This is a genomic window from Psychrobacter urativorans, assembly GCF_001298525.1.
Classification (GTDB): domain Bacteria; phylum Pseudomonadota; class Gammaproteobacteria; order Pseudomonadales; family Moraxellaceae; genus Psychrobacter; species Psychrobacter urativorans_A.
Window position 1 is genome coordinate 133,209 of the sequence record NZ_CP012678.1, and the last position, 24,704, is coordinate 157,912.

25 protein-coding genes are annotated in these 24,704 nt (G+C 40.8%); 8 read left to right on the forward strand and 17 right to left on the reverse strand.

Features of this window, described 5'->3' with window-relative positions; translation table 11 throughout:
• Positions 1-431: 431 nt before the first annotated feature.
• Together AOC03_RS00575 and AOC03_RS00580 are read right to left on the reverse strand one after the other, a co-directional pair.
• Positions 432-1,799 carry an MATE family efflux transporter gene (locus AOC03_RS00575; RefSeq protein WP_062533122.1) on the reverse strand — a complete coding sequence of 456 codons (1,368 nt, stop codon included), beginning with the start codon at positions 1,797-1,799 and terminating at the stop codon, positions 432-434.
• A gap of 414 nt (positions 1,800-2,213) precedes the next feature.
• Positions 2,214-2,717, reverse strand: coding sequence for an EVE domain-containing protein (locus AOC03_RS00580; protein ID WP_062533123.1), 504 nt, complete (start codon positions 2,715-2,717; stop codon positions 2,214-2,216).
• Between the two features lie 304 nt (positions 2,718-3,021).
• Here AOC03_RS00580 and hemW point away from each other — a divergent pair, with 304 nt between their 5' ends.
• Entirely contained in the window at positions 3,022-4,263 is a 1,242-nt protein-coding gene (gene hemW / locus AOC03_RS00585) for a radical SAM family heme chaperone HemW (RefSeq protein ID WP_084785867.1), read from the forward strand.
• An 80-nt stretch (positions 4,264-4,343) separates the two neighbouring features.
• Here the strand turns inward: hemW and AOC03_RS12815 are convergent, their stop codons facing one another.
• Both AOC03_RS12815 and AOC03_RS00595 read right to left on the reverse strand, forming a co-directional pair.
• Complete coding sequence (locus AOC03_RS12815) at positions 4,344-4,484, reverse strand: lipoprotein (protein ID WP_062533124.1); 141 nt, start codon at positions 4,482-4,484, stop codon at positions 4,344-4,346.
• A 101-nt stretch (positions 4,485-4,585) separates the two neighbouring features.
• The gene (locus tag AOC03_RS00595) at positions 4,586-4,726 is read right to left on the reverse strand and encodes an entericidin A/B family lipoprotein (RefSeq protein ID WP_062533125.1); all 141 of its coding nucleotides are present in this window, start codon (positions 4,724-4,726) and stop codon (positions 4,586-4,588) included.
• A 433-nt stretch (positions 4,727-5,159) separates the two neighbouring features.
• Between AOC03_RS00595 and AOC03_RS00600 the strand changes: the two genes are divergently transcribed.
• Positions 5,160-5,726, forward strand: a complete 567-nt coding sequence (locus AOC03_RS00600) for a tRNA (cytidine(34)-2'-O)-methyltransferase (protein WP_062533126.1) — start codon at positions 5,160-5,162, stop codon at positions 5,724-5,726.
• A gap of 59 nt (positions 5,727-5,785) precedes the next feature.
• On the opposite strand, the gene AOC03_RS00605 is transcribed toward AOC03_RS00600, so the two are convergent.
• The 5 genes from AOC03_RS00605 to AOC03_RS00625 all read right to left on the reverse strand — a co-directional run bounded on the left by AOC03_RS00605 (position 5,786) and on the right by AOC03_RS00625 (position 8,423).
• On the reverse strand, positions 5,786-6,106 hold the full coding sequence (locus tag AOC03_RS00605) for a TusE/DsrC/DsvC family sulfur relay protein (protein ID WP_062536313.1): 321 nt from the start codon (positions 6,104-6,106) through the stop codon (positions 5,786-5,788).
• A gap of 23 nt (positions 6,107-6,129) precedes the next feature.
• Complete coding sequence (locus tag AOC03_RS00610; protein WP_062533127.1) at positions 6,130-6,459, reverse strand: hypothetical protein; 330 nt, start codon at positions 6,457-6,459, stop codon at positions 6,130-6,132.
• Between the two features lie 56 nt (positions 6,460-6,515).
• Entirely contained in the window at positions 6,516-6,839 is a 324-nt protein-coding gene (locus AOC03_RS00615; protein WP_062533128.1) for a hypothetical protein, read from the reverse strand.
• Between the two features lie 23 nt (positions 6,840-6,862).
• Positions 6,863-7,312, reverse strand: coding sequence for a sulfurtransferase complex subunit TusD (gene tusD, locus AOC03_RS00620; RefSeq protein ID WP_062533129.1), 450 nt, complete (start codon positions 7,310-7,312; stop codon positions 6,863-6,865).
• A gap of 64 nt (positions 7,313-7,376) precedes the next feature.
• On the reverse strand, positions 7,377-8,423 hold the full coding sequence (locus tag AOC03_RS00625) for an NADP-dependent oxidoreductase (protein WP_062533130.1): 1,047 nt from the start codon (positions 8,421-8,423) through the stop codon (positions 7,377-7,379).
• A gap of 538 nt (positions 8,424-8,961) precedes the next feature.
• Between AOC03_RS00625 and glnE the strand changes: the two genes are divergently transcribed.
• Together glnE and AOC03_RS00635 are read left to right on the forward strand one after the other, a co-directional pair.
• Positions 8,962-11,826: a bifunctional [glutamate--ammonia ligase]-adenylyl-L-tyrosine phosphorylase/[glutamate--ammonia-ligase] adenylyltransferase gene (gene glnE / locus AOC03_RS00630; protein ID WP_062533131.1), complete on the forward strand. Its 2,865-nt coding sequence runs from the start codon at positions 8,962-8,964 to the stop codon at positions 11,824-11,826.
• Between the two features lie 290 nt (positions 11,827-12,116).
• Positions 12,117-13,046 (forward strand): branched-chain amino acid transaminase, encoded by a 930-nt coding sequence (locus AOC03_RS00635; protein WP_062533132.1) that lies wholly within the window; start codon positions 12,117-12,119, stop codon positions 13,044-13,046.
• Between the two features lie 146 nt (positions 13,047-13,192).
• Here AOC03_RS00635 and AOC03_RS00640 read toward each other — a convergent pair whose 3' ends face one another.
• From AOC03_RS00640 to AOC03_RS00655, 4 genes are read right to left on the reverse strand one after another with little or no spacing between them, the layout of a single operon-like run.
• The gene (locus AOC03_RS00640) at positions 13,193-14,191 is read right to left on the reverse strand and encodes a ChbG/HpnK family deacetylase (protein WP_062533133.1); all 999 of its coding nucleotides are present in this window, start codon (positions 14,189-14,191) and stop codon (positions 13,193-13,195) included.
• Positions 14,188-14,682, reverse strand: coding sequence for a GtrA family protein (locus tag AOC03_RS00645; protein WP_062533134.1), 495 nt, complete (start codon positions 14,680-14,682; stop codon positions 14,188-14,190). The genes AOC03_RS00640 and AOC03_RS00645 overlap by 4 nt, the downstream gene beginning before the upstream one ends.
• Positions 14,675-15,778 carry a glycosyltransferase family 2 protein gene (locus AOC03_RS00650; protein ID WP_084785721.1) on the reverse strand — a complete coding sequence of 368 codons (1,104 nt, stop codon included), beginning with the start codon at positions 15,776-15,778 and terminating at the stop codon, positions 14,675-14,677. Before AOC03_RS00650 ends, AOC03_RS00645 begins: the two co-directional genes overlap by 8 nt.
• Positions 15,779-15,789: 11 nt before the next feature.
• Positions 15,790-17,349, reverse strand: a complete 1,560-nt coding sequence (locus tag AOC03_RS00655; RefSeq protein WP_062533135.1) for a glycosyltransferase family 39 protein — start codon at positions 17,347-17,349, stop codon at positions 15,790-15,792.
• Positions 17,350-17,505: 156 nt separating this feature from the next.
• Between AOC03_RS00655 and AOC03_RS00660 the strand changes: the two genes are divergently transcribed.
• The 3 genes from AOC03_RS00660 (at position 17,506) to AOC03_RS00665 (ending at position 19,441) form a co-directional block, all read left to right on the forward strand.
• Positions 17,506-18,588 carry a glycosyltransferase gene (locus AOC03_RS00660; protein ID WP_062533136.1) on the forward strand — a complete coding sequence of 361 codons (1,083 nt, stop codon included), beginning with the start codon at positions 17,506-17,508 and terminating at the stop codon, positions 18,586-18,588.
• A 65-nt stretch (positions 18,589-18,653) separates the two neighbouring features.
• Positions 18,654-18,782 (forward strand): glycosyltransferase family 25 protein, encoded by a 129-nt coding sequence (locus tag AOC03_RS12960; protein ID WP_162199615.1) that lies wholly within the window; start codon positions 18,654-18,656, stop codon positions 18,780-18,782.
• A gap of 17 nt (positions 18,783-18,799) precedes the next feature.
• Complete coding sequence (locus AOC03_RS00665; RefSeq protein ID WP_084785723.1) at positions 18,800-19,441, forward strand: glycosyltransferase family 25 protein; 642 nt, start codon at positions 18,800-18,802, stop codon at positions 19,439-19,441.
• Positions 19,442-19,457: 16 nt separating this feature from the next.
• On the opposite strand, the gene AOC03_RS00670 is transcribed toward AOC03_RS00665, so the two are convergent.
• Positions 19,458-20,540: a glycosyltransferase gene (locus AOC03_RS00670; protein ID WP_062533138.1), complete on the reverse strand. Its 1,083-nt coding sequence runs from the start codon at positions 20,538-20,540 to the stop codon at positions 19,458-19,460.
• A 111-nt stretch (positions 20,541-20,651) separates the two neighbouring features.
• Here AOC03_RS00670 and AOC03_RS00675 point away from each other — a divergent pair, with 111 nt between their 5' ends.
• Positions 20,652-21,761, forward strand: coding sequence for a glycosyltransferase (locus AOC03_RS00675; protein WP_062533139.1), 1,110 nt, complete (start codon positions 20,652-20,654; stop codon positions 21,759-21,761).
• A 30-nt stretch (positions 21,762-21,791) separates the two neighbouring features.
• On the opposite strand, the gene AOC03_RS00680 is transcribed toward AOC03_RS00675, so the two are convergent.
• The 3 genes from AOC03_RS00680 to AOC03_RS00690 form a co-directional block, all read right to left on the reverse strand.
• Positions 21,792-22,649, reverse strand: coding sequence for a hypothetical protein (locus tag AOC03_RS00680; protein WP_062533140.1), 858 nt, complete (start codon positions 22,647-22,649; stop codon positions 21,792-21,794).
• Positions 22,650-22,785: 136 nt separating this feature from the next.
• The gene (locus tag AOC03_RS00685) at positions 22,786-23,505 is read right to left on the reverse strand and encodes a glycosyltransferase (RefSeq protein ID WP_204247930.1); all 720 of its coding nucleotides are present in this window, start codon (positions 23,503-23,505) and stop codon (positions 22,786-22,788) included.
• 182 nt (positions 23,506-23,687) lie between these two features.
• Positions 23,688-24,650 carry a lysophospholipid acyltransferase family protein gene (locus AOC03_RS00690; protein WP_062533142.1) on the reverse strand — a complete coding sequence of 321 codons (963 nt, stop codon included), beginning with the start codon at positions 24,648-24,650 and terminating at the stop codon, positions 23,688-23,690.
• Positions 24,651-24,704: the final 54 nt, after the last annotated feature.

The following is a 24,704-nucleotide window of genomic DNA, read 5'->3' on the forward strand; positions in this document are numbered from 1 at the left end:
CGTTAAAGCGAGAATTAGTAAGACACACTTTATTATTAGCTACTTTTTAGTGAATATATTTTTATTAAGGCTTTATCAAACTGGTTTTTTACTGATTTTTTATGTAATGGCTTTTAGCGCAAAGATATCATGATAAATCTGCACGGTGTAGAGTGCTAAAAAATTGCACTACTCAATTGTACCACTCATAAAAGGAGCAGTTATTTATCATAGTCTATGTTGGTGAGCAGCGCTAGCATTGGTTACTAGATACTACGCTAGAGGGGCAGAATAGAAGGGCAAAAGGATAGAATAGAAATATAATAGATTTTTCGATAATAAAAGCCGCTGCGTATAGATAGATACGTAGCGGCTTTTTAACTCGTTGATAATAAGTTTTAAAATTATACTAAAAATTATTATTTACTGGATAAAGATTAATGACTAACGCGCTAACCCCACTGTGCTTGCAAGCGTCTTTGTTGATAACGCAGGCGTAGGGTAAGTAGGATAGACGATAAGAATAGACCAGTGATTAATGCCATCCAAAACCCTTGTGCGCCCACATCTGTATGGCGTACTAAGTAAATGCCAAGTGGCAAGGCGACAATCCAATAACAAAATAGCGTGACCCACATGGGGACGGTGGTGTCCTGCATCCCGCGCAAAATGCCCGCAATATTTACCTGCCAACCGTCAAATAGCTGATAAGCAAGGGCAAAGATTAATAGGTGCATGGCTTGCGCGCGCACCTCTACATTATCTGTGAAAGCCATAGCCAATTGTGGTCTGAATAGCCAAATCCCAACCATAGAAACAATCGCAATTAGTACTGTCCAAATCAGCCCAGTGGCTTGCACATGGCGTAAAGCAAGAAGATTTTTTTCACCAAAACGGTTAGATACCATAATAGTCAGCGCCATTGCCACCGATATGGGTATCATAAATAGCTGTGAGGTCACTGATAGCGCCACCTGATGCGATGCCGTTGCCAATGCTCCTAATGGACTAATCACTAGCGCACCTAAGCTAAATAAGCTCGCCTCAAAAAAGATGGAGATACCGATAGGTATGCCAAGCGTCAATAGCTTTTTGATTTGCACGCGATTGGGTGCAGTAAAGCTATAAAAAAAGCGGGTACTAGCAAATTGATGGCGTTTTGTAAAAGTCGTATAAGCGCCTAATAGTAATACATTTATCCATAACACTATCGCTGTTGCCACCCCACAACCTGCTCCGCCCATTTCAGGCATACCAAACAAACCATGGATAAAAATGTAATTCAGTGGAATATCAGCGAGCAAGCCGATGATACTGATAATTGTAACGGGTTCGGGTCGCGCAAGTGCCTCGCAGTAACTGCGTAGCACCGCATATATGGCAAGCGCTGGGAAGCCAAACGATACCCCATATAAATATTGAGTCGCGATAGGCTGAATATTCTCAGGGACGCCCATCAAGCTAAGAACATTTGGCGCTAGATTCACAATCACAAAACCAATAATACCAATCACCGCTGCTGTCCATAAAGACTGTTGCGTAATATGTGGTACTTGATCATGTTTGTTTTGACCTATCGCCTCACCAATTAATGGTGTGGTAGCGATTAAAATACCGGTCGCTAATAAAAACAGCGGCAACCAAATACCAGAACCAACCGCCACAGCAGCTAAATCTAGCGCGGAGACTTGACCTGCCATGATGGCATCAACGACACCCAGTGCCGCTTGGCAAAACTGAGTCACTAAGATAGGTAGCGCGAGCACACCTAATCGTAGGCTATAACTTTTAAAATCTGTAAACGAAATCGGGGAAACCATAGTTAGCAACTTTTCATTATTCACGGTGGTTATTGCTGATGGACAAATACGCACATCAACGAAGTAAGAGTAAAACAGTAAAAAATAGTGCGAGCAGTTATATTTAGACAAAGCGATAGTAAATGGTGATATACGCTAAGAAATGGCACACAGGCATTAACATCGCGAGCACCACTAGAATTCAAAAGATAAAATCCGGACACTGAAATAAAAATAACCCGTCAATTCAGTCAATGAATGGACAGGTTAAAGGTAGAGAGGATGGTAAAGAAACCGAGTCCTGATGTCAACGCTTTCAACAAGGCGCACACGCATGAGTCATGGTTTAGTATATGAAATCGCATTGACGTTTTTTTATTAATGTTACTTTTGCGTTAAGCTATCAACACTATTATTGGGCTGCCATTGCCATTTTTATATTATTTCCTCGTCATCCATCGAATTTCCTACCAACCCTAATTCTTCTGCCATATCCATAATTGCAAACCAGTGCTTAGGCTCAAGCGGAATAATGGTTAATTGCTCACAGCCTTTTCTTAGTAATAACGAGTCTTCAAGGGAAGGCAAGAATTTGAGCTCTGCTAATGGCAAAATATCCGTAAAGGCTTGCTCAAAAGTAACATCTACCATATACCAACGCGGTGCCTCGATGGTGGCGATAGGATCAAAATGTCGATGCTCAGGGTGAAATTGGGTTGAATCAGGATAGCCAGCTTTAGTAATGGTCACAATACCCGCCACGCCTGATGGTTTAGCACTTGAGTGATAAAAAAAGGCGCGATCACCAACCTTCATATCATCGCGCATAAAGTTACGAGCACGATAATTTCGTACGCCATCCCACATCTCTGTTCCTAAACACTCTAAATCGTTTATGCTAAAACATTTTGGATTAGATTTTATCAGCCAATACGCCATTATTTTTATCCTTTTTTTAATTGTTTATCATGTTATACGATAGTGATTTATACGGCAGTTCTCTGCTATTTTGCCTATAAGAGTAAGCCGTTAATATGAGCATTTGTTACTGGTTTTGTTATTGATGTATTATTCTTTAAGTTACCCTTTTTTTTAAGTGGTTTAGCCGTTATTCTAGCGTTACTTTCTGCTGTTAATGACAGCACTTTATCGATAAATAAGCCCATTTATGTCTGAAAATGAATCTGATAGCCTTTTTAACAATCGTAATTTGAATAATTACAATGTTCACGATTTTCCTATCATGGAAAATATGCTCAATACAAATAACTTAGAGGTATTGAGTATTCCGCTAGCGCTTTATATTCATATTCCATGGTGCGTAAAAAAGTGTCCTTACTGTGATTTTAACTCGCATGAGCTGGGCGCTGATATATCACTATCGATGTATGATGATTATGTCGACGCGTTATTATTAGATGCCCGTATGCAGCAGCCGCTAACGCAAGGGCGAGAGATTAGCTCGATATTTATTGGCGGTGGCACGCCATCATTGTTACCTATCGTACAATATCGGCGCTTATTTTCAGAGTTGCGCTCGATTTTTAATTTTGCTGCCAATATTGAAATTACGATGGAAGCCAACCCTGGGACATTGGAACATGCGCCATTTGCCGAATATCTAGAGGTCGGTATCAATCGTTTGTCTATTGGTGTGCAGAGTTTTGATGTTGATAAATTGCAAACGCTTGGGCGTATTCATAATCCTGAGCAAGCTATAACCGCCATTAAAGCGGCGCGTGCGGCTGGATTTGAGCGCGTCAATGTCGATTTGATGCACGGTTTACCGCAGCAGACGTTGCCTGAAGCCATGCACGATATTCAGTTGGCACACGATGCAGGCGCAACCCATATATCTTGGTATCAGCTAACGATTGAGCCCAATACCGTATTTTATCGCAGTCAGCCTATTTTACCTGATGAGGATAGCTTGGCTGATATCGAGCAGGCAGGTCAGACGTTACTTCAGCGTTTGGGCTATGATAATTATGAAGTGTCAGCATGGACAGGCGCATCCGATATGCCGTGTCGCCATAATGTGAATTATTGGCAATTTGGTGATTATTTAGCGATTGGTGCGGGCGCTCACGGCAAGATAAGCATTGGTAAAAATGTATTAAGTAATCTAGCAGATAATGAATTGCTGTCGGCAGCAGGTATCTATCGTTTTAGCAAGTCGCGTCTGCCAAAAGATTATGTTACTTATGCCGATACCAATACGATGCCAACTGCGCCAAAAATGGTTGGCTGGCAAGCCATTGCAAGTGATGAATTGGTTAGTGAGTTTATGCTCAATGTCTTGCGTTTACATGATGGGGTCGCGTGGACCTTATTTGAAGCGCGAACGGGGCTGACGTACGACAGTATTGCCACTGAAATAACCGAATTAATTAATAAAGGTTTGCTGATAGATAGTAAAGACACTCTACGGCCTACTAAACTAGGACAGCGTTATCTAAATCAGATATTACGAGCATTTTTATGACGTATAAAAAATCATCATAAATAGTAATAAAAAAGGCCTACCGTTGGGTCAGCCTCTTCAAGGAAACAGCTAATAAAAACTCAAATGTTTCCTTGAGCTTCTTGAGCAGTACTACTTATAGCATTACCAGCGATTGATAAGTCTTGGCCTAGACCTGCGAACGTGTTGCAGCCAGTTAGTACAAACATAGCGGTCAAAGATGCGATAATTACTTTTTTCATAGTAGTGTCCTTAAAAGGGATAAAATTACGATAGTTTATACAAAGTATAAAAAAAGGCCTACCGTTTGGTAAGCCTCTTAAATATAAAATCTAATTAAAACTTAGATTTTGTTTTGTACTTCTTGAGCAGTACCGGTTACTGCATTACCAGCGCTAGATACGTCTTTGCCGATACCTTTAAAAGTGTTACAACCAGTTAATACAAACATAGCCGCCAAAGATGCGATAATTACTTTTTTCATAATAGTGTCCTCAAAAATAAATGGATTCTTACAAGTAAACACAATAAAGTCAAGCAGTCTGCTTGAGCAACATTGATGGCAAACAGGATAAAATGCTAAAGCGACGCTACCAGATAGAAAATCACAGATAAAAATTTCATAATGGCATTGTCGCTCTGTCTTAATATTTTAGTTATCCTTTGCAGATATCATAGTGAAAGTTAAAATATATACCCAGTACTAAAATGTAACTATAGACAGTAAAGTGTAACTTTTGATTACGCTTAGCTATAAGCTGTCTTACAACTCTGTTAGCTAGCTATCCTACTAAGCACTGGTTTTGCACCAACCTTTCTCTTAAAGCGTTGCTCTTAAATTGCTCTTAATTAAATAGTAGACTTAAAAGGTTGTAGAAACCTAAATATTGATAATTATTCATTTTTACGGAATTAACATGATCATTCATATTGTGCTCGTAGCACCAAAGATGCCCAGTAATACGGGTAATATCATTCGTTTATGTGCTAATAGTGGCGCACAACTGCATTTAGTACAGCCTTTAGGTTTTGAGCTGGATGACAAAAAGCTGCGCCGAGCAGGTCTAGATTATCATGAATACGCGCATTTGCAAGTTCATGAAGATTGGGCAGCGACAAAGTCTGCGTTACTGGCGGCAGATTGTCAGACGATTATTGCGTTAACCACCAAGCTAAGTCGTCCTTTTTATGATTATGATTTCTCTACTCAAACAATTGATAATATAGACAACATTTCAAAAAATGGAGCTAGTAACGTCGCCTTGGTTTTTGGTTCCGAAACCGCAGGATTGCCAGATACTATCCGTGATGATATTGGCGCTAACCACTGGCTACGCTTACCGATGTTACCGGACTCACGTAGCTTAAATTTATCTAATAGCGTGGCAATATGTCTCTACGAAGTATGGCGACAGCAAGGTTTTGGTGGAGATGCAGGTCGCAGTGTCGGTTATGAGAACCTGACTGTTTATGATGCCAAATGATTTTTTGATAAACCATGTTTTTGATAAAGCATACTGACGCTTGTAAAACTTCAAGCGGACTATAAACAGTTCGGTGGCTTTGGTAATCCCGCCAAACGGTTGACATGACGCGCGACCAAGCCCGTATTGAACAGCTGTTGCAGTTTTTGGTTGCTAATATCGTGCTCAGGTAAGTTTTGTTGTAACCATTTAATCAGTGGGCGCGTCGCTGGCGCGTGATTAAATTTAATAAAAAATGCCCGCACTTGCAGCAGAATCTCTAAATGTTCAGCATTCAAATCAACCTCGAGGGTATCCGCAAGGTGTTGCGCCAGTTCTGGTGTCCAAATACTATGGTCATAAAGATGACCGTCCTGATCCAATGCGACGTTAGCAGTCATGATATGGGGCTTGATTGCAATGGTCATAAGGCAATCGTCACCACTTTATCAAACTGAGGGTCTTGCGTGAGCTGTACCCATTCATTATCCGTTAATAATTTGGTCAATTTTTTATCGAGATTCAGCTGTGTGGCTGTATTGGCACTGAGCTGCGCAACATCGTCGGAGAGTGCATAAATACTAGCGATACCTTGTATATCACCATCTTCGACATACGCATTGAGCCAATCTATAAATGCCACCGTTGTGCCTAATAAAACGATACTATCGCCCGCGCGCCACGTTAACGCCATCTCAGTTGTACTGCGTCTGAGCGTATCCATTGAGCTGTGTAATTGATATAAGGTTGCCATAACGAATGTCCGTTGGTTGCCATATTGAATAAGAAGGTTTAGCTATAATAAGCAGTTTAAAAAGTGAGAATTTGCTCAAAATCTTGTGAGTTAACGACTTCAGGTATAAAGGTGAGCTGTGCCGCTAAATCATTGGGTAGCATTCCGGTTATCCAACCACTGAATACGTCATCAGGCAACCACGCGGCAGGCATATCATACAGTTCAAGGGATTGAATCATGCCATGCAAACGGGATTTGGGTTGCATTAATAAACCAAAAACAGGCGCATCTAAATACAGCTGTACCTCATGTCCAAAGGTCGCCAATGTCAAAGCGAGGGCGCAACCCTCATAACTTGCCATCTCAGTAGGCGTGCGCAATTGAATCAGTAATTTCATTTGTTGTCCTCAATGTACACGTGTTAAAACTGTATCAGGCGGCAGTTACTTTGCATCATCATGGCAAGTTCGCTTAGCCCAACAAGATGAAATCCAGTAGCAACATTATCACCGTCTAGTTGATGACGTTCACTATTGTCAGTATCGCTAATACCGCGACTGAGTGCTGTACTGACACAAACAGGCAGCGGTAACTGATATTGCGTAGCTAATGTTTGCCATGCTTGGGTTAAATTAAACTGCTCAGCTGACTGCCAACGTAGTCGGTTTGCAGTATGTGCCGCATCCGCATAAAAAAATACATTTAAGGGCGGCTGATTAAGCTCAGAATCAGCGATATCAGTAGAATTAGCAGTATCTTTGGCTTGCTCAAGCAATGCCTTAGCGTAGCGCAATGCTAAATGCGCAAGCGGATGGCTAGGGTCAGCAGTAATCAGTAGCAGTGGGGTGGTGGCTGTAGTCACAGTAGTCATAAGTGTGGTATCACAAGTTATTGAATATTAATTATCATTATTATAATCAAAGATGGTTATAGACTTAAAATTCTTCAATATCTGCAACCTTGACCATTTGCTTGCCAATATTTTCGCCTGAAAACAAGCCGATAAAGGCAGCAGGGATATGTTCAAAACCCTCGATAAGGTGTTCTTTATAGGTTATCTTACCATCGTTGTACCATTCGCCAATTTGTTTTTTGGCATCATTAAATTCTTCCATAAAATCATAAGCCACAAAGCCTTCCATGCGCGCGCTTTTTTTGATGAGCATGTGCATCGGTCTTGGACCTTGTGGTGGGTTTTTTGCATTATAATCGGCGATTTGACCACAAATAGCAATGCGTGCGTGTTCATTGATATTGGCAAAGACGGCATCGAACAGCTCGCCGCCGACATTATCAAAAAATACATCAACGCCATTAGGGCATGCCGCTTTTATCGCTGCGGTCATATCGTCAGTTTGTTTATAATTAATGCCTTTATCTAGACCTAAATCTTGCTCTAGATAATCAATTTTTTGCGGTGTGCCTGCAATACCGACCACTCTACAGCCTTTAATTCGAGCAATTTGGGCAGCAATACTGCCTACCGCGCCAGCAGCACCGGAGACGACGACCGTGTCGCCTTTTTTTGGTTGACCGATGTTTATCATGCCAAAATAGGCGGCTAAACCCGGTATGCCAAGCATACTGACGGCGGTAGAAATAGGCGCAAGAGTAGGGTCTACTTTTGCGATATGGTCTGTACTCACGCTTTGGTATTTTTGCCAAGCAAAGCGACCGTGTACAATATCGCCTTGTTTAAAATCCTGACTTTTGCTGTCGATAACCTGCGCAACCGTTCTACTGGTAATAGGTTTGTTGAGTTTAAATTTATTGCCAGCCGCATCGTCATCGCCTTTATCCATAAAGCCGCGCATACCGGGGTCGACTGAGATATAAAGGCTTTTGATTAATACTTCATTATCTTGGCACTGGGGCATATCGATAGTATTGAATTTAAAGGTATCTGCTTTTACTGTGCCTGACGGATGCTTAGCCAGTACGATTTCTTGGTTTTGTTCTTGATTTTGTTCTTGATTATGCATTGTTAATGACCTTTTTTATGGATTGGCGATTTGTAGTAAGCAGTGACATTAATGCTAAAGAGTTAGTCATTATAAAAAGATATGAACTTTAAAGACTTTTATTAAAATTTTATCAAACGGCTTTTTTGAATAAATTTTTGGACTGCAAATAGGATGATGGCTACGATGTCGCCGATATACGTGTCGTCGCTATCATTTCATGTCGTCGCTGCCATTGATGTCTAAGTGTTCCATGCTACTATAAAGCGCGCGGTGTTGAATGATTCTGACACAGATTGTCTTATGCTTATCTTGGTAATTATTGCCTTGATAGTTTAGCTGTGCGCAGAAGGTATTGTTGACTGGAGATAAATTGTATCGGTAATACGCTAAGTTGGGGTGAGCCAAACGTTTAAGTTAAGTATGATTATGTTTCAGTCCAGTGTCGTTGTATGCACTATGTCTCTTAAAAAAACTGTGTTCGTCTCTAAAAAACTATAAATAAGACGGTGAAATTTAGCTAGCCTAGTCAATATATGCTGTAAGGAGTTTTATTATTATGTCACCAGTTCAGCCCTCCACGATGCTCAATAGCGCAAGCTACCAGCCTACGACCGTGCAATTACAAGTTTTGCAGACTGCCAGTGAATTTGCGTATCAAATATGGGAGCGTAGAACGATTTCATGTCAGACATTTCTGCGCAGTTATCCATTGGCTCAGACCTTAACTCGCCAGCAGATTGATGATCTTATTCAAGATTATACATTGGATGAAAATTATCAACTTGCAGATGAAATCAAGGTGATGAGTGGGTTGCGTCATCTGCGTATGCTGTTGATGATGCGTTGGATTTGGCAAGATGCGCTAGGACTGATTGCGCTTGAGCAGTTAACCGATGAGCTGTCTGAGTTTGCGGATGGCTGTATTTTATTTGCTAAGCATTATACCTATCAGCATCTGGTGTCTCAATATGGTCAACCCACTTTTATAGATGCAAAAGGAGTGCAGCATACAGATGATATGGCGATTATGGCGATGGGTAAGCTTGGCGCTCATGAGCTGAATTTATCCAGTGATATTGATTTGATATTTGTGCATCAAGCGCGTGGTCAGACGGATGGTGATAAGGCGAAGGGCACGCGTAGTATTGATAATAAGCGTTTTATGACGCGTCTTGGTCAAGGCATTATTAAGCTGCTCGATAACTGTACCGCCGATGGATTTGTATTTCGGGTAGATATGCGCCTGCGCCCGTGGGGTGATGGCAGTGATTTAGCGATTCATTTATCCGCGTTGCAAAAGTATTTTAGCAATCATGGACGCGCGTGGGAGCGTTTTGCATGGTTAAAAGCGCGGGTGGTTGGACAGATTAATCCGCCGTTTTATGATGAATTGCAGGCACTTATTAAGCCATTCGTGTTTCGTTATTACGTGGATTATAGTGCTTTTTCAGCCTTGCGTGAGATGAAGTCACTGATTCAAAATCAAGTGGCACAGCGTGAAGATTTGGATAATATCAAACTAGGTGCAGGCGGTATTCGCGATATTGAGTTTATTGTGCAAGCCTTTCAGCTGATTTATGGTGGACGGCATCCGCAGCTACAAATCAAACCTTGCCTGCAAGCGATGCATGAATTATACCTACTTGAGTATTTAGACCGTCCGACTTATGAAAACCTGCAAGCGGCTTATCGGTTTTTACGCCGACTTGAACATGCTATCCAAGCAATTAATGATCAACAAACTCAGCGTTTGCCTCATGATTCCTATTGGCAGCACAATTTAGCGCTTACCCTTGGATTTGATGATTGGGACGCGCTGCTAGTCACGTTGAATGGTCATCGAGAAAATGTGAATGTACCGTTTGAGCGTATGGTCACCGAACGGCAAATACCCGCACAAGACAGTGTCACGCTGGATCCGACTAATCTTGAGGAGCAAATTGTTCAGCTTGATACCGTTTTGAGTGAAGAAAGCCGTGCCCAACTACAGGCTTTTTGGCAATCGAAAATGGTGGCGAACCTCAGTAAGGAAGCCCGAGAGCGGTTAGATAATGTCTATCCGGTCATTATCCACGCGTTACTGGCGCATCAGGAACAGCAACAATTGGCGAATGCGGCGTTACCGCGTCTGATTGCACTACTTGAGGCAATATGTCGTCGTTCTATTTATTTGGTCATGATTGCAGAAAATCCTAATGCCACCGTTGAGCTGATTCCTATGCTGTCCGCCAGTCCTTGGATTGCTCATGAGCTGGCACGTTATCCGGTATTGCTCGATACTTTTTTACAGCAGCGCTATCGCCATTTACCGGATAAGCCTGAGCTGCGTGATATTCTGCGTCAACAGCTATTACGTGTTGAGCCAGATGACGAGGAAGAATTGCTCAGTGTACTAAGATTGTTTAAAAAAAATCAAGTATTGGCAGTCGCGGCTAGTGACGTGCTGGCTGAGCGCCCAATCATGAAAGTCTCTGATTCGTTGACCTATATTGCTGAGGTGGTATTGGAGGCAGCGCTTGAACGCGCTTTTGCTGAGTTGGTGAAGCGTTATGGCTATCCTATTGGGCAAGATGGTGATCCAGTCACGGAAGTGGATTGCGGCTTTGCTATCATTGGTTATGGCAAACTGGGTGGACTTGAACTATCGTATGCTTCTGATTTAGATTTGGTGTTTTTGCATAAAATAAAAGAGCAGGGTATGACGACGGGTGAAACGTCAGTCAGTGGTATGAAGTTTGCCGCTCGTTTGGCGCAAAAGCTCATGACCTATCTCAACACCCAAACTCGTGACGGTCGCGCTTATGAGATTGATATGCGTCTGCGTCCCTCTGGTAATGCGGGCATGATGGTCGTGTCTTGCCACGCTTTTGAAACCTATCAACGTGAAAAAGCATGGTCATGGGAACATCAAGCCCTTGTTCGAGCGCGCGCCATCTGTGGTGATAAACGCGTGACTGCGCGTTTTTGTGCCATTCGCCGAACTGTATTAGCGCTACCGCGCACCATTGAGCAAGTGCGCATCGAAGTAACCAGTATGCGTCTTAAAATGCAAAAACATCTGGGTAGTAGCCAACGTAAACAGCAAGACGGCAATTTTGATCTGAAACAAGATGCAGGCGGTATTGTCGATATTGAGTTTTTGGCACAATTTGCCGTTCTCGCCTATTCCCATCAGTATCCCAGTTTGACTAAGTGGAGTGATAACGTCCGGATTTTTGAAGAAGTGGCATTACTTGGTATTTGGGAAGTGCAAGTGTGTCAGGACTTAACCGATGCTTATCTGCGTATACGTGCCGCTAGTCATCAATTGGCATTGGCGGAACAGTCGTTATTAGTAGACGAGGCATTATGGCACGAGACGCGGGCACTGGTTCAATCACAGTGGCAGCATCTAATGGGCGGAGAATCTGTCGAACCTTAAATTAGACTTATCTTGACCTATAATATTAATTTTAAAAAATAGACTATAAATAAAAGCCAACCAGCAGCAAACTAAAAGATTTCATTTAGCTTGGCTGCCAGTGATATAATCGTCCGCACCCCATAAAAAGATGGTAACAATGACTGTTTAAAATGATGGTAATGATGGTTTAAAACGGCTTATAACGGCTTATGAAACCTCTACATTTGACAGTATGCGACAACAATACAATGTTAATTTATTTACTCAACAAAAAAGTTAGACACCAGCGCTAGCATAAGGATTATTGAATGGATATGTCAAAAGAAGACGGCAAGCTTTGGATGAATGGCACGATGATCAATCAGCCAGATGCCAAAGTTCATATATTTACCCACAGCTTACATTATGGCATAGCAGTCTTTGAAGGCGTGCGCGCATATCAAACCGATGATAAACGTACCGCGATTTTCCGTCTAAAAGACCATACTGAACGTTTGCTAGGTTCTGCTAAAATTTTCCAATTAGACGTGCCATTTGATGCCGCAACCCTTGAGCAAGCGCAAAAAGATGTGGTCAAACAAAACAATTTAGCAGAAGCTTATATTCGTCCATTGATTTGGATTGGTGCAGAAAAGCTTGGCTTATCGTCACGTGATAACAGCATTAATGCCATGGTTGGTGCTTGGCATTGGGGTGCATATCTTGGTGATGAAGGTATCAAAAATGGTATTCGTGTCAAAACCTCATCGTATACCCATCATATGCCCAACGTGACCATGTGCAAAGCAAAAGCGTCAAGTAACTATCCTGTTTCCATCATGGCAAACCAAGAAGTCACGCGTAGTGGCTACGATGAAGCCATCTTAATGGATCCACAAGGCTTTGTTTGCCAAGGTGCAGGCGAGAATTTATTCTTAGTCAAAGATGGCGTGTTGCATACGCCAGATTTAGCCGGTGGCGCATTGGACGGTATCACGCGTCGTACCATCATTCAGTTTGCTAATGATTTAGGTATCAAGGTTATTGAGCGCCGTATTACTCGTGATGAGTTTTACTTAGCAGATGAGATTTTCATGACGGGTACGGCGGCTGAAGTCACCCCTATTCGTGAATATGATGATCGAGTGATTGGTAACGGTGGTCGCGGTGAGCTAACGGAAAAATTGCAAACCTTATATTTTGATGTGGTTCATGGTCGCAATGAGCAATATATAGATTGGTTAAGCTTTATTGACTAAGCCTTATTGATTAAGCTTTATCCAAATTATATGAATATGATAAAAAGCCAAGACTGCATATAGGTCTTGGCTTTTTTCTGCGTGTCATATTATGTGAGAGTATAAGATGTAAACAATTCTAAATAATTAATTAACCCAGTATTTGCCTATGACACTATATCCGACCAACGTATCAGTCTAACGTCATATTCTTCCAATAATTGCTCAAATTTATGACTCATCAACCACTCATACTCTCGTTCACGTGCCGCCTTGATATCATCTTGCCAGTTGGTCGCAGGGACGGCAGGATGACACATAATAAGCGTCGTGGTTAAATGACTTGGCAAGGCATTAGGTACGGAATGTATGGGCGGGGTCGTTGAGCCATATTGAGCATAAGTACCTAATGCTTCAATACCAAAGGTCGGTGTAAGCATTGCAGGTGCTAAGTATGGTGTGCGTGGAGCGTTGGTTAGCCAACTTTCCCATAGGGCAGCAAGCTGTTGAAAATCAGCATCAAAGCCATATACGCCGCCAAAATAATCGTTAGTCGTAATATGACTTTCTGCACACAATTTGCGCCAAGCATGACCGCCAAGACCATAAATAATCCAAGATTTGAGATCATTAACTAATGGTGTGGTTGTGCGTGCGCTGATTGAGTGTTGCGCTTCTTCGCTATAACGGGCGCTGAGTTCTTTAATCAGACTTTGACGAATGATGGGGAACTGATGAATATGTTGATGACCGTCAACGAAGACGGGCGAGCGCCCGAAAGTATCTTCAAACCCATCAAGCTGGCGACGAATGATATCAGATACCTGTGTGGCATTAAGGCGTCGTAGATAACTGCTTATCACCAGCGATTTTAAGGAACCACGTAATGCTGAAGGAAACACACCCGTCAAGTCTAGATGTAGACCAATATCAACCTTTAAGTCGGTCAGCGTACTGATATCACTATCTGTAATCTGCCCGCCTACCATATAACTACTTGCGCCAATGCGCCCGCGCTCCGCAAGACGAATAACGGCATCGTTTACTGCGCTCGACAAGCCTAAATCATCAACATTAATAATGATGGCACGTGCCGTATTCGATGACTGAGAGGTATCTTTCTGAAAGTTTTTATTCTGAGAAGCTTTATTTTTTATATTAATCATGATTTAAATGCCCAAAGTTTACCTAATACAAAAGTCATAACAGTAATAACACCGGTCACTACTAACCATATCAGCATATAGTATCGCTCGCCAAACCAGTCAAGCCCTAGTACAAATAAGCCTTGATTCGCCATAAATCCAGCAGCAGAACTGGCAAACCACTTTATCAACGTACTTAGCATCGAAGTACTTGGCATCGAAGCGTTTAGCGTATCTCTTTTTGTAGAATGATAAGTGCTGACTGTATTTTGAGGATAATTGTTATTAATAATAGGAACTGTTTTTTGACGAAAGGTCAGATAAAAATGACCTGTAAAGCTCACCACAAACGCCACTAAAAAAGCAAAAACGTTTGCCCAAGCGGGGCTCATAGCAGTGAAATTGACAATACTAATTAATACCAGAAAATGTACTAATGCTGCGCTTGCACCCACTATTAAAAACCATAACGCTTGCTGTGATGACGATATGATCGTTGCCGCCTTATTCATGAGTAGTGAATTCGGTTTGTTTATAAATACTATGATTAATAACATCATTAACAACGTCATTAACGATAAGCTGGTCAGCCACATTTTCACTACTGATAATCTCATCAATCAGGTAAAGCGGACGCTGTTTGACTTCTTCGTATAGCCGACCGACATATTCGCCAATGACACCGATGCAGACCAGCTGAATACCCGTTGAGAACATAATACCAGCGGCAACCGTTGCCCAACCCGCCACATCACTGCCGAATAATAAGGTTTCAATAACGATATATAAACCATATAAAAATGCTAAGGCAGAAACGACAAACCCTATTCGCGATATCAAGCGTAACGGCTTGTGTGAAAAAGAGGTGATGCCCACTAGGGCTAATTCAAAAAGGCTACCAAAATTAAACTTGCTCTCGCCCGTGTCCCGATGATCTGCGGTAAAAGGTAAATAGACGGTATTAAAACCTACCCAAGCATACAACCCTTTCATAAAGCGTTGACGTTCAGGTAGCGCCCGTAACGCTTGAACTACTTTACGATTCATCACTCGAAAATCACCAGCATTCGGGCGAATCTTATAACGCTGACTGTCTTGAATAAAGTGGTAAAAACTGGCTTTGAAGGTTTTTGCCAATCGACTCTCATGTGGGCGATTGGCTTGAATACCTGCGACCATATCGATATCTGATTGTTCAATCATACTCAGCATTTGTGCCAATACTGGTAAAGGGTGTTGACCGTCGGCATCAATCATCGCCACAAGCTCGCCTTGTGCTTTGGCAAGTCCGGCACTGAGTGCAGGTTCTTTACCAAAGTTACGCGATAACCGTACCAAATGCAATGCTGTATTTGTGGGAAGGGTAGGTATTAAGGTATTGACCACACTTATTAAATCATCATCGCTGCCATCGTCAACAATAATAATCTCGCAGCTTGCAACTTGTGTCTCTACATCACGTTTACCTATTGCTGCATTATGTATCGGTGCTTGCAATGTTGCAGTAAATTCAAATACTTTTGGTAAAAATATCTGTAATGCCTCTGCATCATTATACGCGGGCATGATAATAGATAAATAAGGAACACAAAGATAATTTTCAGGCATGAGTACACTCATCAGCGTGGGTTGACCGAAAGGCAATGGCTTGGCACATAAGCGATCCAGTTTACTGTTAGCGGCTCAGTGGCATTGGTATCTGACCATTTAATCTGCCATTGACCTTGCTGTTTTATTAATAGATTGGACGTGGTTTTATGGCTGGCTGTAGGGTCATTTACTACCGCTATCTCATCGAGCAAAGGCAGTACGATATCATCACCATCGTCTTGCCACATGACTAAAGTACCCTGTTGTTGAAGGCGTTCAGCACTCATCCACGGTGAATGGCTAGCAGGTCCTGAAATCATTTGTGATGGAAAGCCACTATTCATCGCGACTAATGCACCAAGCCAGCGATCGCCTGACACACTATCAAGCGGACAACTGCTCAGCGTTTGCCACGTATCTTGAGCCTGTGTTGCTAAGGCTTGTTCTGGCCAGTTCATTCGCGAGGGCTTATGACGTATTTTATCGCCAAAACCCACATAAACGATCATTAATACTGTTGCGAGCGTGAGCCAAATAACAAGCGCCTTCCGTACTTTAATAGCAGTTAATGCTTGCGTAGCGGGTACGATAAATGATGCTGCTAATAAGCCTGACAACGCCCACATGGGCATACCCCACATATCGCGCAGACCGATACCGAATACTAAGCTTAGCACGATGAGCACCAGTATTGGCGCTGCCCAAAGATACCATAAGAGTGATGCTCCTGCTGGTAAATTATGCTTATAAGCAGAGGCACCAACTAAACGCTTACGATTAAAGGCTAATAGTAATAGTAGTGGAATATGGGCGACCAGCTGCGCAAGCAGAAAGCTTACCCAAGTAAAGTGACGCTGGATAACATCGGTCGCAGCAAGCGCCTCATCTGAACGTCCACTAGCATACCCAAACGGCAGCCAATCATGTTGTACAAGCCAATATAGATGCGGTGAAAATACTGCTAACATCACAAAGGCAGCAATCCAAGGATTGGGGGTTTTTAGCAGTGACCATTGCTTTGGTAACAATAAATACAGCGCCATGGGTAGCAGCAAGAATATCACACTGTATTTGGTCAACATACCAAGACCGCCAACGACTCCCAGTAGTAGCCAATCAGTCAGTCGATTACGGGTTAGCGCTTGATAAAATGCTAGATACAGTCCCGCCCAAATAGGAAATTGCGCAACGTTATGGTTAAATTCAAGACTAGGGTAGGTATAGTAAACAACAGCTAAGGTTAATCCACTACCTAAAAGCCCAGTTGCTGGTGACCAGACTTGTTTACCCAGTTTATATACCAAAAACAGTGTTAGCAGCACATACAATTGGCTGAGCAAATAAGGTCCAATATGCCCAAACAACTTATAAAAACTGTATAATATCCATGATGATAACGGGGGGTGTTTATAATAACCCCATTGCCATTCGTTACCCCAATTGATGCCTTCGCTGACATCGAACGGTACGCTACTGGCGAGGAAGGCTGGCGCGATAGACCAAATAATGAAATAACCGACTAATAATAAAAAAAAGCCTTGCCATGTTTTTTTAAGTTCATTTGGCTTGTGAAGTCGCTCTTTCGTCATATCAACCCTATACATTAATAATAATAAACTCACTCAACTTGCGAATGCAGTCGAGTAAGCGAAGACTATCATATACTATGAGGAAATATGGTGAAAGCTATAATAACCGTACTAGACGTTGTATAATGCTCGAAATTACTAAACGAGTTGCTATATATGAGCCAGCGTAAAAACATAGTTGTACTGATTATCAACTGTTTACAAGGGGGTGGTGCAGAGCGCTCTGTATTAAGTTTAGGTCAAGGATTTCATGAAATCGGCTATCAGGTACATATTATAAGATTTAAACCGCTAGTAGAATATGATTTAAATCCAAGATTAAACTATCATTTAATAAAATTTAAACCGTATAAGCTTATTCCTAGTGAGCAACTAAGACATAAATTATTTGCACGTAAGTTAGATAGATATATTTTAGAGAAAATAGGACAACCTGATATTATTTTGTCTAATCTACAACGCTCAGATAGTGTAGTTGCTTATAGCAGCCTTCCTAATATTACTCATATTATTCATAATACAATATCATTAGAATATAAATTTAATAGTGTGAAAAATATAAATCACGTAAGAAATAAGCTGATAAATACTTATTCTAACCACCCATGTGTCTGTGTGAGTGATGGTGTAAAACGAGATTTTATTGAGAGTCTTGGTGCAATTACTCCAATTACTACGATTCATAACCCTATAGATCAATCTGAAATTCAGCAACTGTCTACAGCGTTCGTACCCAAATATAATAACTATATGATTCACGTTGGTAGTTTTAAAGCAGTAAAGTGTCATAATGTTTTATTAAGGGCATATGCTAAAACTAATCGGTCCTTACCTTTACTATTATTAGGTCAGGGAAAACTTCAAAGTGAAATAGAAAAGTTAATTATTGACCTTGGTTTGGCTGAAAAAGTTTTTTTATTAGGATTTCAAAAAAACGCTTATCCCTATATGAAGCATGCTAAATTCAAAATCCTGACATCAAGTCAGGAAGGGCTACCCATGGTTATATTAGAAGCATTAGCGATAGGAACCCCTGTGATTAGTACTGATTGCCAATCAGGTCCTAAAGAGATGTTACCAGAAAATAATTTGATGCCTGTAGGTAATATTGACGCCATTGCTAAAAAAATGTCACAAGCGATCCAAAATCCAGAGCAGTTTTCTGTACCATTTGATGCAGCGTATCTGCCGCATCAGATTGCCAAAAAACATATCGACTTTATGAACTCTGTTTCTTAAATGATATTTATCAGTTCAAAAGTACATGACTAAGTATTTTAGCTTAAATAAAAAGGTTCTTTAATGTGAAGCACATAGCCGTGGTCAGTTTAGTCGATGAATATACCCGTAGGAAGCATATTGACTGTTTATTTGAGGATCATCATCTCGATTTTAATTATTTTGATGCCATTAACAAGCAACTGATACGCTAGAAAAATATAACTTACTAGTGACCAGCGAAAAACTATCAGCAGGAGAGGTCGCTTGTTATCTGAGTCATTACTGCCTATGGCAGCACGTCATTAATAAGAACATACCATACTTGATTGTTTTTGAAGACGATATTCACTTTTCTAAAAGTGCTACAGTGTTGTTAAAACAATTCGAATGGCTGCCTAAAAAATTTGATGTAATTAAGCTTGAAACTATGTACGAACGAGTAGTAATTAATAAAGGGGTGAGCTTAGTATTAGGGCATATGCTGTGCCGTCATATGTGTATGGCTGGATATATTATTAGTCAGCAAGGTGCGAAGAAACTGTTAGCGATGACAGAAAAACTTGGCATAGATCGACCCGTTGATCATATTATGTTCGACAGATTAATCGAACAAAAAAATAGCAGTGTCCATCAAACATTTCCAGCACTATGTATTCAAGATAAAATATATAATAGAGATTCTGTACGTTTTGGCAGCGTACTAGAAGATGCGCGTAAGGTGGTGATAGCCAAACAAAAACCTTCTGGATTTGAGAAAGTCAGTATAGAGTTAATAAGAGTGTTTGCGCAGTTATCACCAAAACGTATAGGCTATACAGGATGGTTAATCATGAAGGGTTATAAAAAGCGAAAAATAAATTTCCCACAATAAGCCAGCTATCTATTTATCAAATGCTACTGTTTTTATGATTATTAATGAGTGCTAAATATTGATTAGCGGCATACTCAGGATGAAATTTTTTTGCTAGTGGCATCATAAACTTTTCAGGGCTCGATACCACTTGCTGCATCTTTTTCGCCAAGGCTTTAATATCACCAACAGGTACTAGATGATGGGCTGGTAATACCTCAGGAGGTCCTGAAGGGCACGCAGTACTAATAACTGGCGTATATAATGATATTGCTTCAAGCATAGCAATATTTAAGCCTTCGAAATCTGAAGATATTACCATTGCGGTTGCATATTTGATATATGGGTAAGGGTTGGTAGTCATTCCAACGAAGTGTACCCGATCTGATACTCCTAATTGTAACGCCAGATGTTCGCATGTCTCGCGTTCTACACCATCTCCTACCAATACTAGTGGGCAGTCAAGAGTGCTTTTTGCATAAGCTGCGATTAGGATGTCGTGACGCTTTGCCATTTTAAATGTACTAACATTTACTAAATAGTCTTGATAAGGCGGTATAAAGTCACAAGCTAAATCTTCAGCTTTTTGGATATCAACGGGGTCATAAATTGTGGTGATGTTCATCGGACGTTCAAGTAATATAGGCAGATCTATAGTGACTCCATTGCTAACGCCAATGCAAGGCTTTGCTAAATAAGTCTCTTTTAATTGCTTTAATGAACGTGATGAAAGACTATGCAACTTAGATAAAGTATTATGAACTACCAAATAAACATGTTCTAGTTGACTGTATGCTAAAAATTGATCCATAGACTTTAGATTAGAAAGTACTAAATCAGGCTTTCCAATATTTTTTAGAATAAGGTTGTCGATCGCTTTTGCGATAATTTTTTTGCGCATAAATCTTGGAATTTTGCGATAAATGTCATATGGGAATATATGTATCGGTATATCTTTAGGTATAGGCAGCTCGATAAAATTGTCTAATAACAAAATATGGACATCATGTCCCGAATGTTTCAAGCTTTTTGCTAGAGTAATCACAAACTGTTCGGCACCGCCAATACGTAAACAAGATATTGCTATAACAATTTTTTTTGTAGAATCTTTTGTAATCATGTTTAATATTACTCAAAAATATATCTATATTAGAAATGTAAATTATTATGTAACACTAACATATCTAAAACGTTAATATCGATATATTATTATCAAATAAATGCAAATACCATGACCAGATCCATTGTTTTACTGATATTAAAAGCATTAGAAGGTCGCGGTGCTGAGCGCATGGTCACGACATTGGCGCGTGCATATATTGAGATGAACTATGACGTGCATGTACTTTGTTTAGAGGTATCAGAGGATATGGCGTTAGATATCCGTGTTAAGTACCATGTCGTGGCTTATAGTGCTCCGCTACTAGACACAGAAACCGAGCAAGCTGCCGCGTATAAGAAGGTAGCAGAGCGTATTGACGATTATGTGTTTAACAATATAGGAACGCCTGATTTAATTTTGGCGAATATCTATAAAGTAAACTGGATTATGGCCTATAGCCAGCTGCCAAATATTGTGAATGTCCTGCACACCGCATTGTCTAAGCAATTTCAAGAAAAGTTATTATCTAAACCTAATCAAACTATTGCCCATTTAAAAATGGTATATGGCGCTCATCCTTGCAGCTGTGTCAGTGAAGGTGCACGTCAGGATCTTTTGGAGCTTATCGGTAATAACCTTAATAGAACCACAACGATTTATAATCCATGTGATGTCGATGAGATTAGAAAAGCAGCCGCTCAACCGTTAGTAATCGAACAGTTTGGTTTGACGATTAATGAGTATCTGATCCATGTTGGATCATTTGATACGATGAAAAATCATCGTGACTTGTTACAAGCATACGCTAAAACAAATCAAAAACTACCTTTGGTGTTGGTGGGTAAGGGTAGTCTTGAAGCTGAAATGAAGCAATTAGCTATTGAGCTGAATATTAGTGACCGTGTAAAATTTTTAGGATTTCAGGCAAACCCTTATCCACTCATTGCCGCCGCTGCACTATTGGTACTTACCTCTACATTTGAAGGTTTTGGCTATGTTATTGTTGAGGCACAAGCGTTAAAAGTACCTGTTATCAGTACTGATTGTCCGTTTGGTCCACGAGAGTTATTACCTGAGAAAAATTTAATACCTGTAGGCGATATCAATGCCTTAGCAGCCCTAATCAATCAGGCAATAGATAATCTTGATGAGTATCAAGTTCCATTTAATCAGCAGTTATTACCTAATCGAGTCGCGCGTCAATATTTGCAGTTTGGTCAGGTTCATGCATTAGAGTAGGACGTTAATCAAGGTTATCAATCAAGATTATCAATTAAGATTATCGAATAGATTTTTGGAGATTGGCGAATGATTAATAACGGTAACGCCATGCTCTTTATAGACTTTGCCCAATAAATTAAACGATGGCACGATACGATCGTTGATTGCTTTATCAAGTCTACTTGGCGCGCTATTGTCTACATTTTCATAAAATCGTGGCTGACTACTATTGAGTAAGTCAATGCCATAAAGATGAATCGCGCTTGCTTGACGGGCAAATGCCAGCTGTGCTGCCACATAGGCAACGGTTCCCGCTTCTACAAACCCATAAGTAAGATTCAGAGACACCCCAATAGGGGCAGGTTGATTATCAACAATAACAAAATTTGCGTCATCGGCAAAAGAAGATAAGGGTTTTTTCTTATTAAGCCATTTGTTCTTAAAGGATAACTTGCTAAATAAAGCCTTATTGGATTTGACGCCCCAAGGTCTATCTACTGGATATAAAATACGCATGGCATCATGGTAAGTTTGCATGATATGAGGGTGTGTTACTGCCATTGCTTCGAATACGGCTAAGGTCGCATACAAAGGCTGACCAGTATAATATTTTTGTAAGATATCGGGTTGATGATGAATAAATCGTGCATCACTAATGACATAGCCAACCACATGAGTGAAATGATGATGTTCAATAAGACTAATACTACCATTCACGAAAATAGTGGGTATGTCTTGCAGCTCTGAGAACGATAAGTTGGCAGTCGACGGTCCAGACGCAATAATATTTACGGCTTGCTGATGTAGACTCTGCTTTTCTTCAGTAGCATCAAAAGCAGCAATAGTAATAAGTTGATTATCAATATTAAAATCAGCAGTAGGAGGTAATTCTAAAGTCAGCGCCATATTATATTCCAAAAGTTGCTTTCAGCTTTATAATTCAATCAGTATTTTCTACAGCGCTAGAATAGAGGTTAATGACGACGTGTTTATTAGGATAGAAAATAATCAGTGCTCACATTAACCGTGTTTATGACCAAAGTTATTGCCAATATTCTTTTAGCCATGGGCTTGGCTTGACATAACGATACCATTTACCGCTACCACCATTGATAGCGTCTGGTGGATTTATTTCACCGTGAAAAATAACAATTTTTGCGTTCTCAGGCAGATGCGGGGCGCGCACTAAGTTGAACGGAATGGGAGCCATACATTGATATTTAAAGCTGACACACCAGGTTTTATCCCAATACTCTAAATGATGGTGCTCACGTAAATAATTAGAGAGATAGGCTTGTTCATGGCGTACTTGTTGACGGATGGTCTCAAAGTTGCGCTCAAAATTAGCCAGCAAGTCAGGGTAGGTGTGCATACCAACATTAAAGCGATATACAGAGCTATTGCCAATCATGCGCCATGGCTTTTTCCAGTCACGGATGATAACCACGCTATCGTCGTGCTCAGCCTTATAAGTAAAAAAGCCGTCAATATTAGCAACGATAACGATATCAATATCTAAAAATAATGCCACGCCTTTAAGGTCATACAAATCAGGCTGAAAGGTGGTGAGTTTTTTCCAACCGCGCTCAGGCAAGCCTGATGGCAGATTTAGCTCAGGTATCGGATAGCATTGCACCGCAGCATCAATACCGGTGCTGTCATCAGTTAAACAAACCATCTGAAAGTCTAACGTCAAGTGGCGACTGACCATATTATATAGGCGGTTGACATACTCAGCACCATACTTATCACCCCATTTCATGCAAATGATATAACGCTGTTCAGGTGCCGTCGCGTCTGTTGGCACTTGCGTGGTCGATGAATGTGCAATTACGTCAGTTGTCATGGCATACTCATGTTGAGATAAAGGAAAGAGTAGTAATGTAATAGGATTAACAGTTTAAGGTTTTAATCATTAAGACAATATCAGCGTATACTTCTAGATTATAACGATGCGTCATTATTGTCTATACTATTATCAGTAGGGGGTACATCGCTAGAATGATTGGTACGAACATACTCTGCGATCGTACTCTCATCAGCTTGATAAGGATTCTTTAAGATAGGTATATGTTTAAAGCGTCGATATCCCCACATATAATGACTGAAATATTCTTTTATCATCCGCTCCATAGCTTGGTTTAAAGCATGGGTGGAGATAGAGGCATCACGATCATATAATGCGGGGTCATCAAGCTTATAGCAATAGATATCAAAACCGTGCCCGTCAGTACGACGTATACAAGATAAGCCTACCAGCGCACACTTGGTTTTACTGGCGAGCTTAGATGCAAGGGTACTGGTTAAGGTTTCAACACCAAAAAATGGTACGATGACGCCCCCTGATGGTTCAGGAACATGGTCGGGCAATACGATGCTAAAGCCACCTTGTTTAAGGGTTTTAAAAATAGCTTTGACACCACTGCCATCCGTCGGTACTAAAGTTGCATTGAGACGGGCGCGCCCTTGAAGTACAAAATCATTGGTAATATCACCTTTAACGGGCTTATACATAATGGTTGGCGAGCCAAACTGATTCAGCCACGCATTCATCATCTCCCACGTGCCTAAATGCGGTACGATAGCGAGCATACCTTTAGGGCTTGCAAGCCCTTCTATTAAAATCTCTTTATTATGAACTTCCTGAATTTGAGCAACGCTCCACTCAGGTGACATCGCCCAACTCTTAATAGATTCAACACTACTAAGACATTGATGCCGGACAATATCCTTGGTGATATTGTGTTTTTGCTTCTCAGTTAACGCAGGTGCTACCAGCTGTAAATTAATACTAATAGTGCGCACTATACTTAGGTTTGGCAGTAATATGATAATCCAGGCAACAAAACGTGCCATTATCTGCAATACAGATAATGGCACGACTTTGAAAACATGATATGGATTCATGTTAAATCACATGGTAATAAATCAGACTGTGAAAAATATCTGCGCATTATTTAA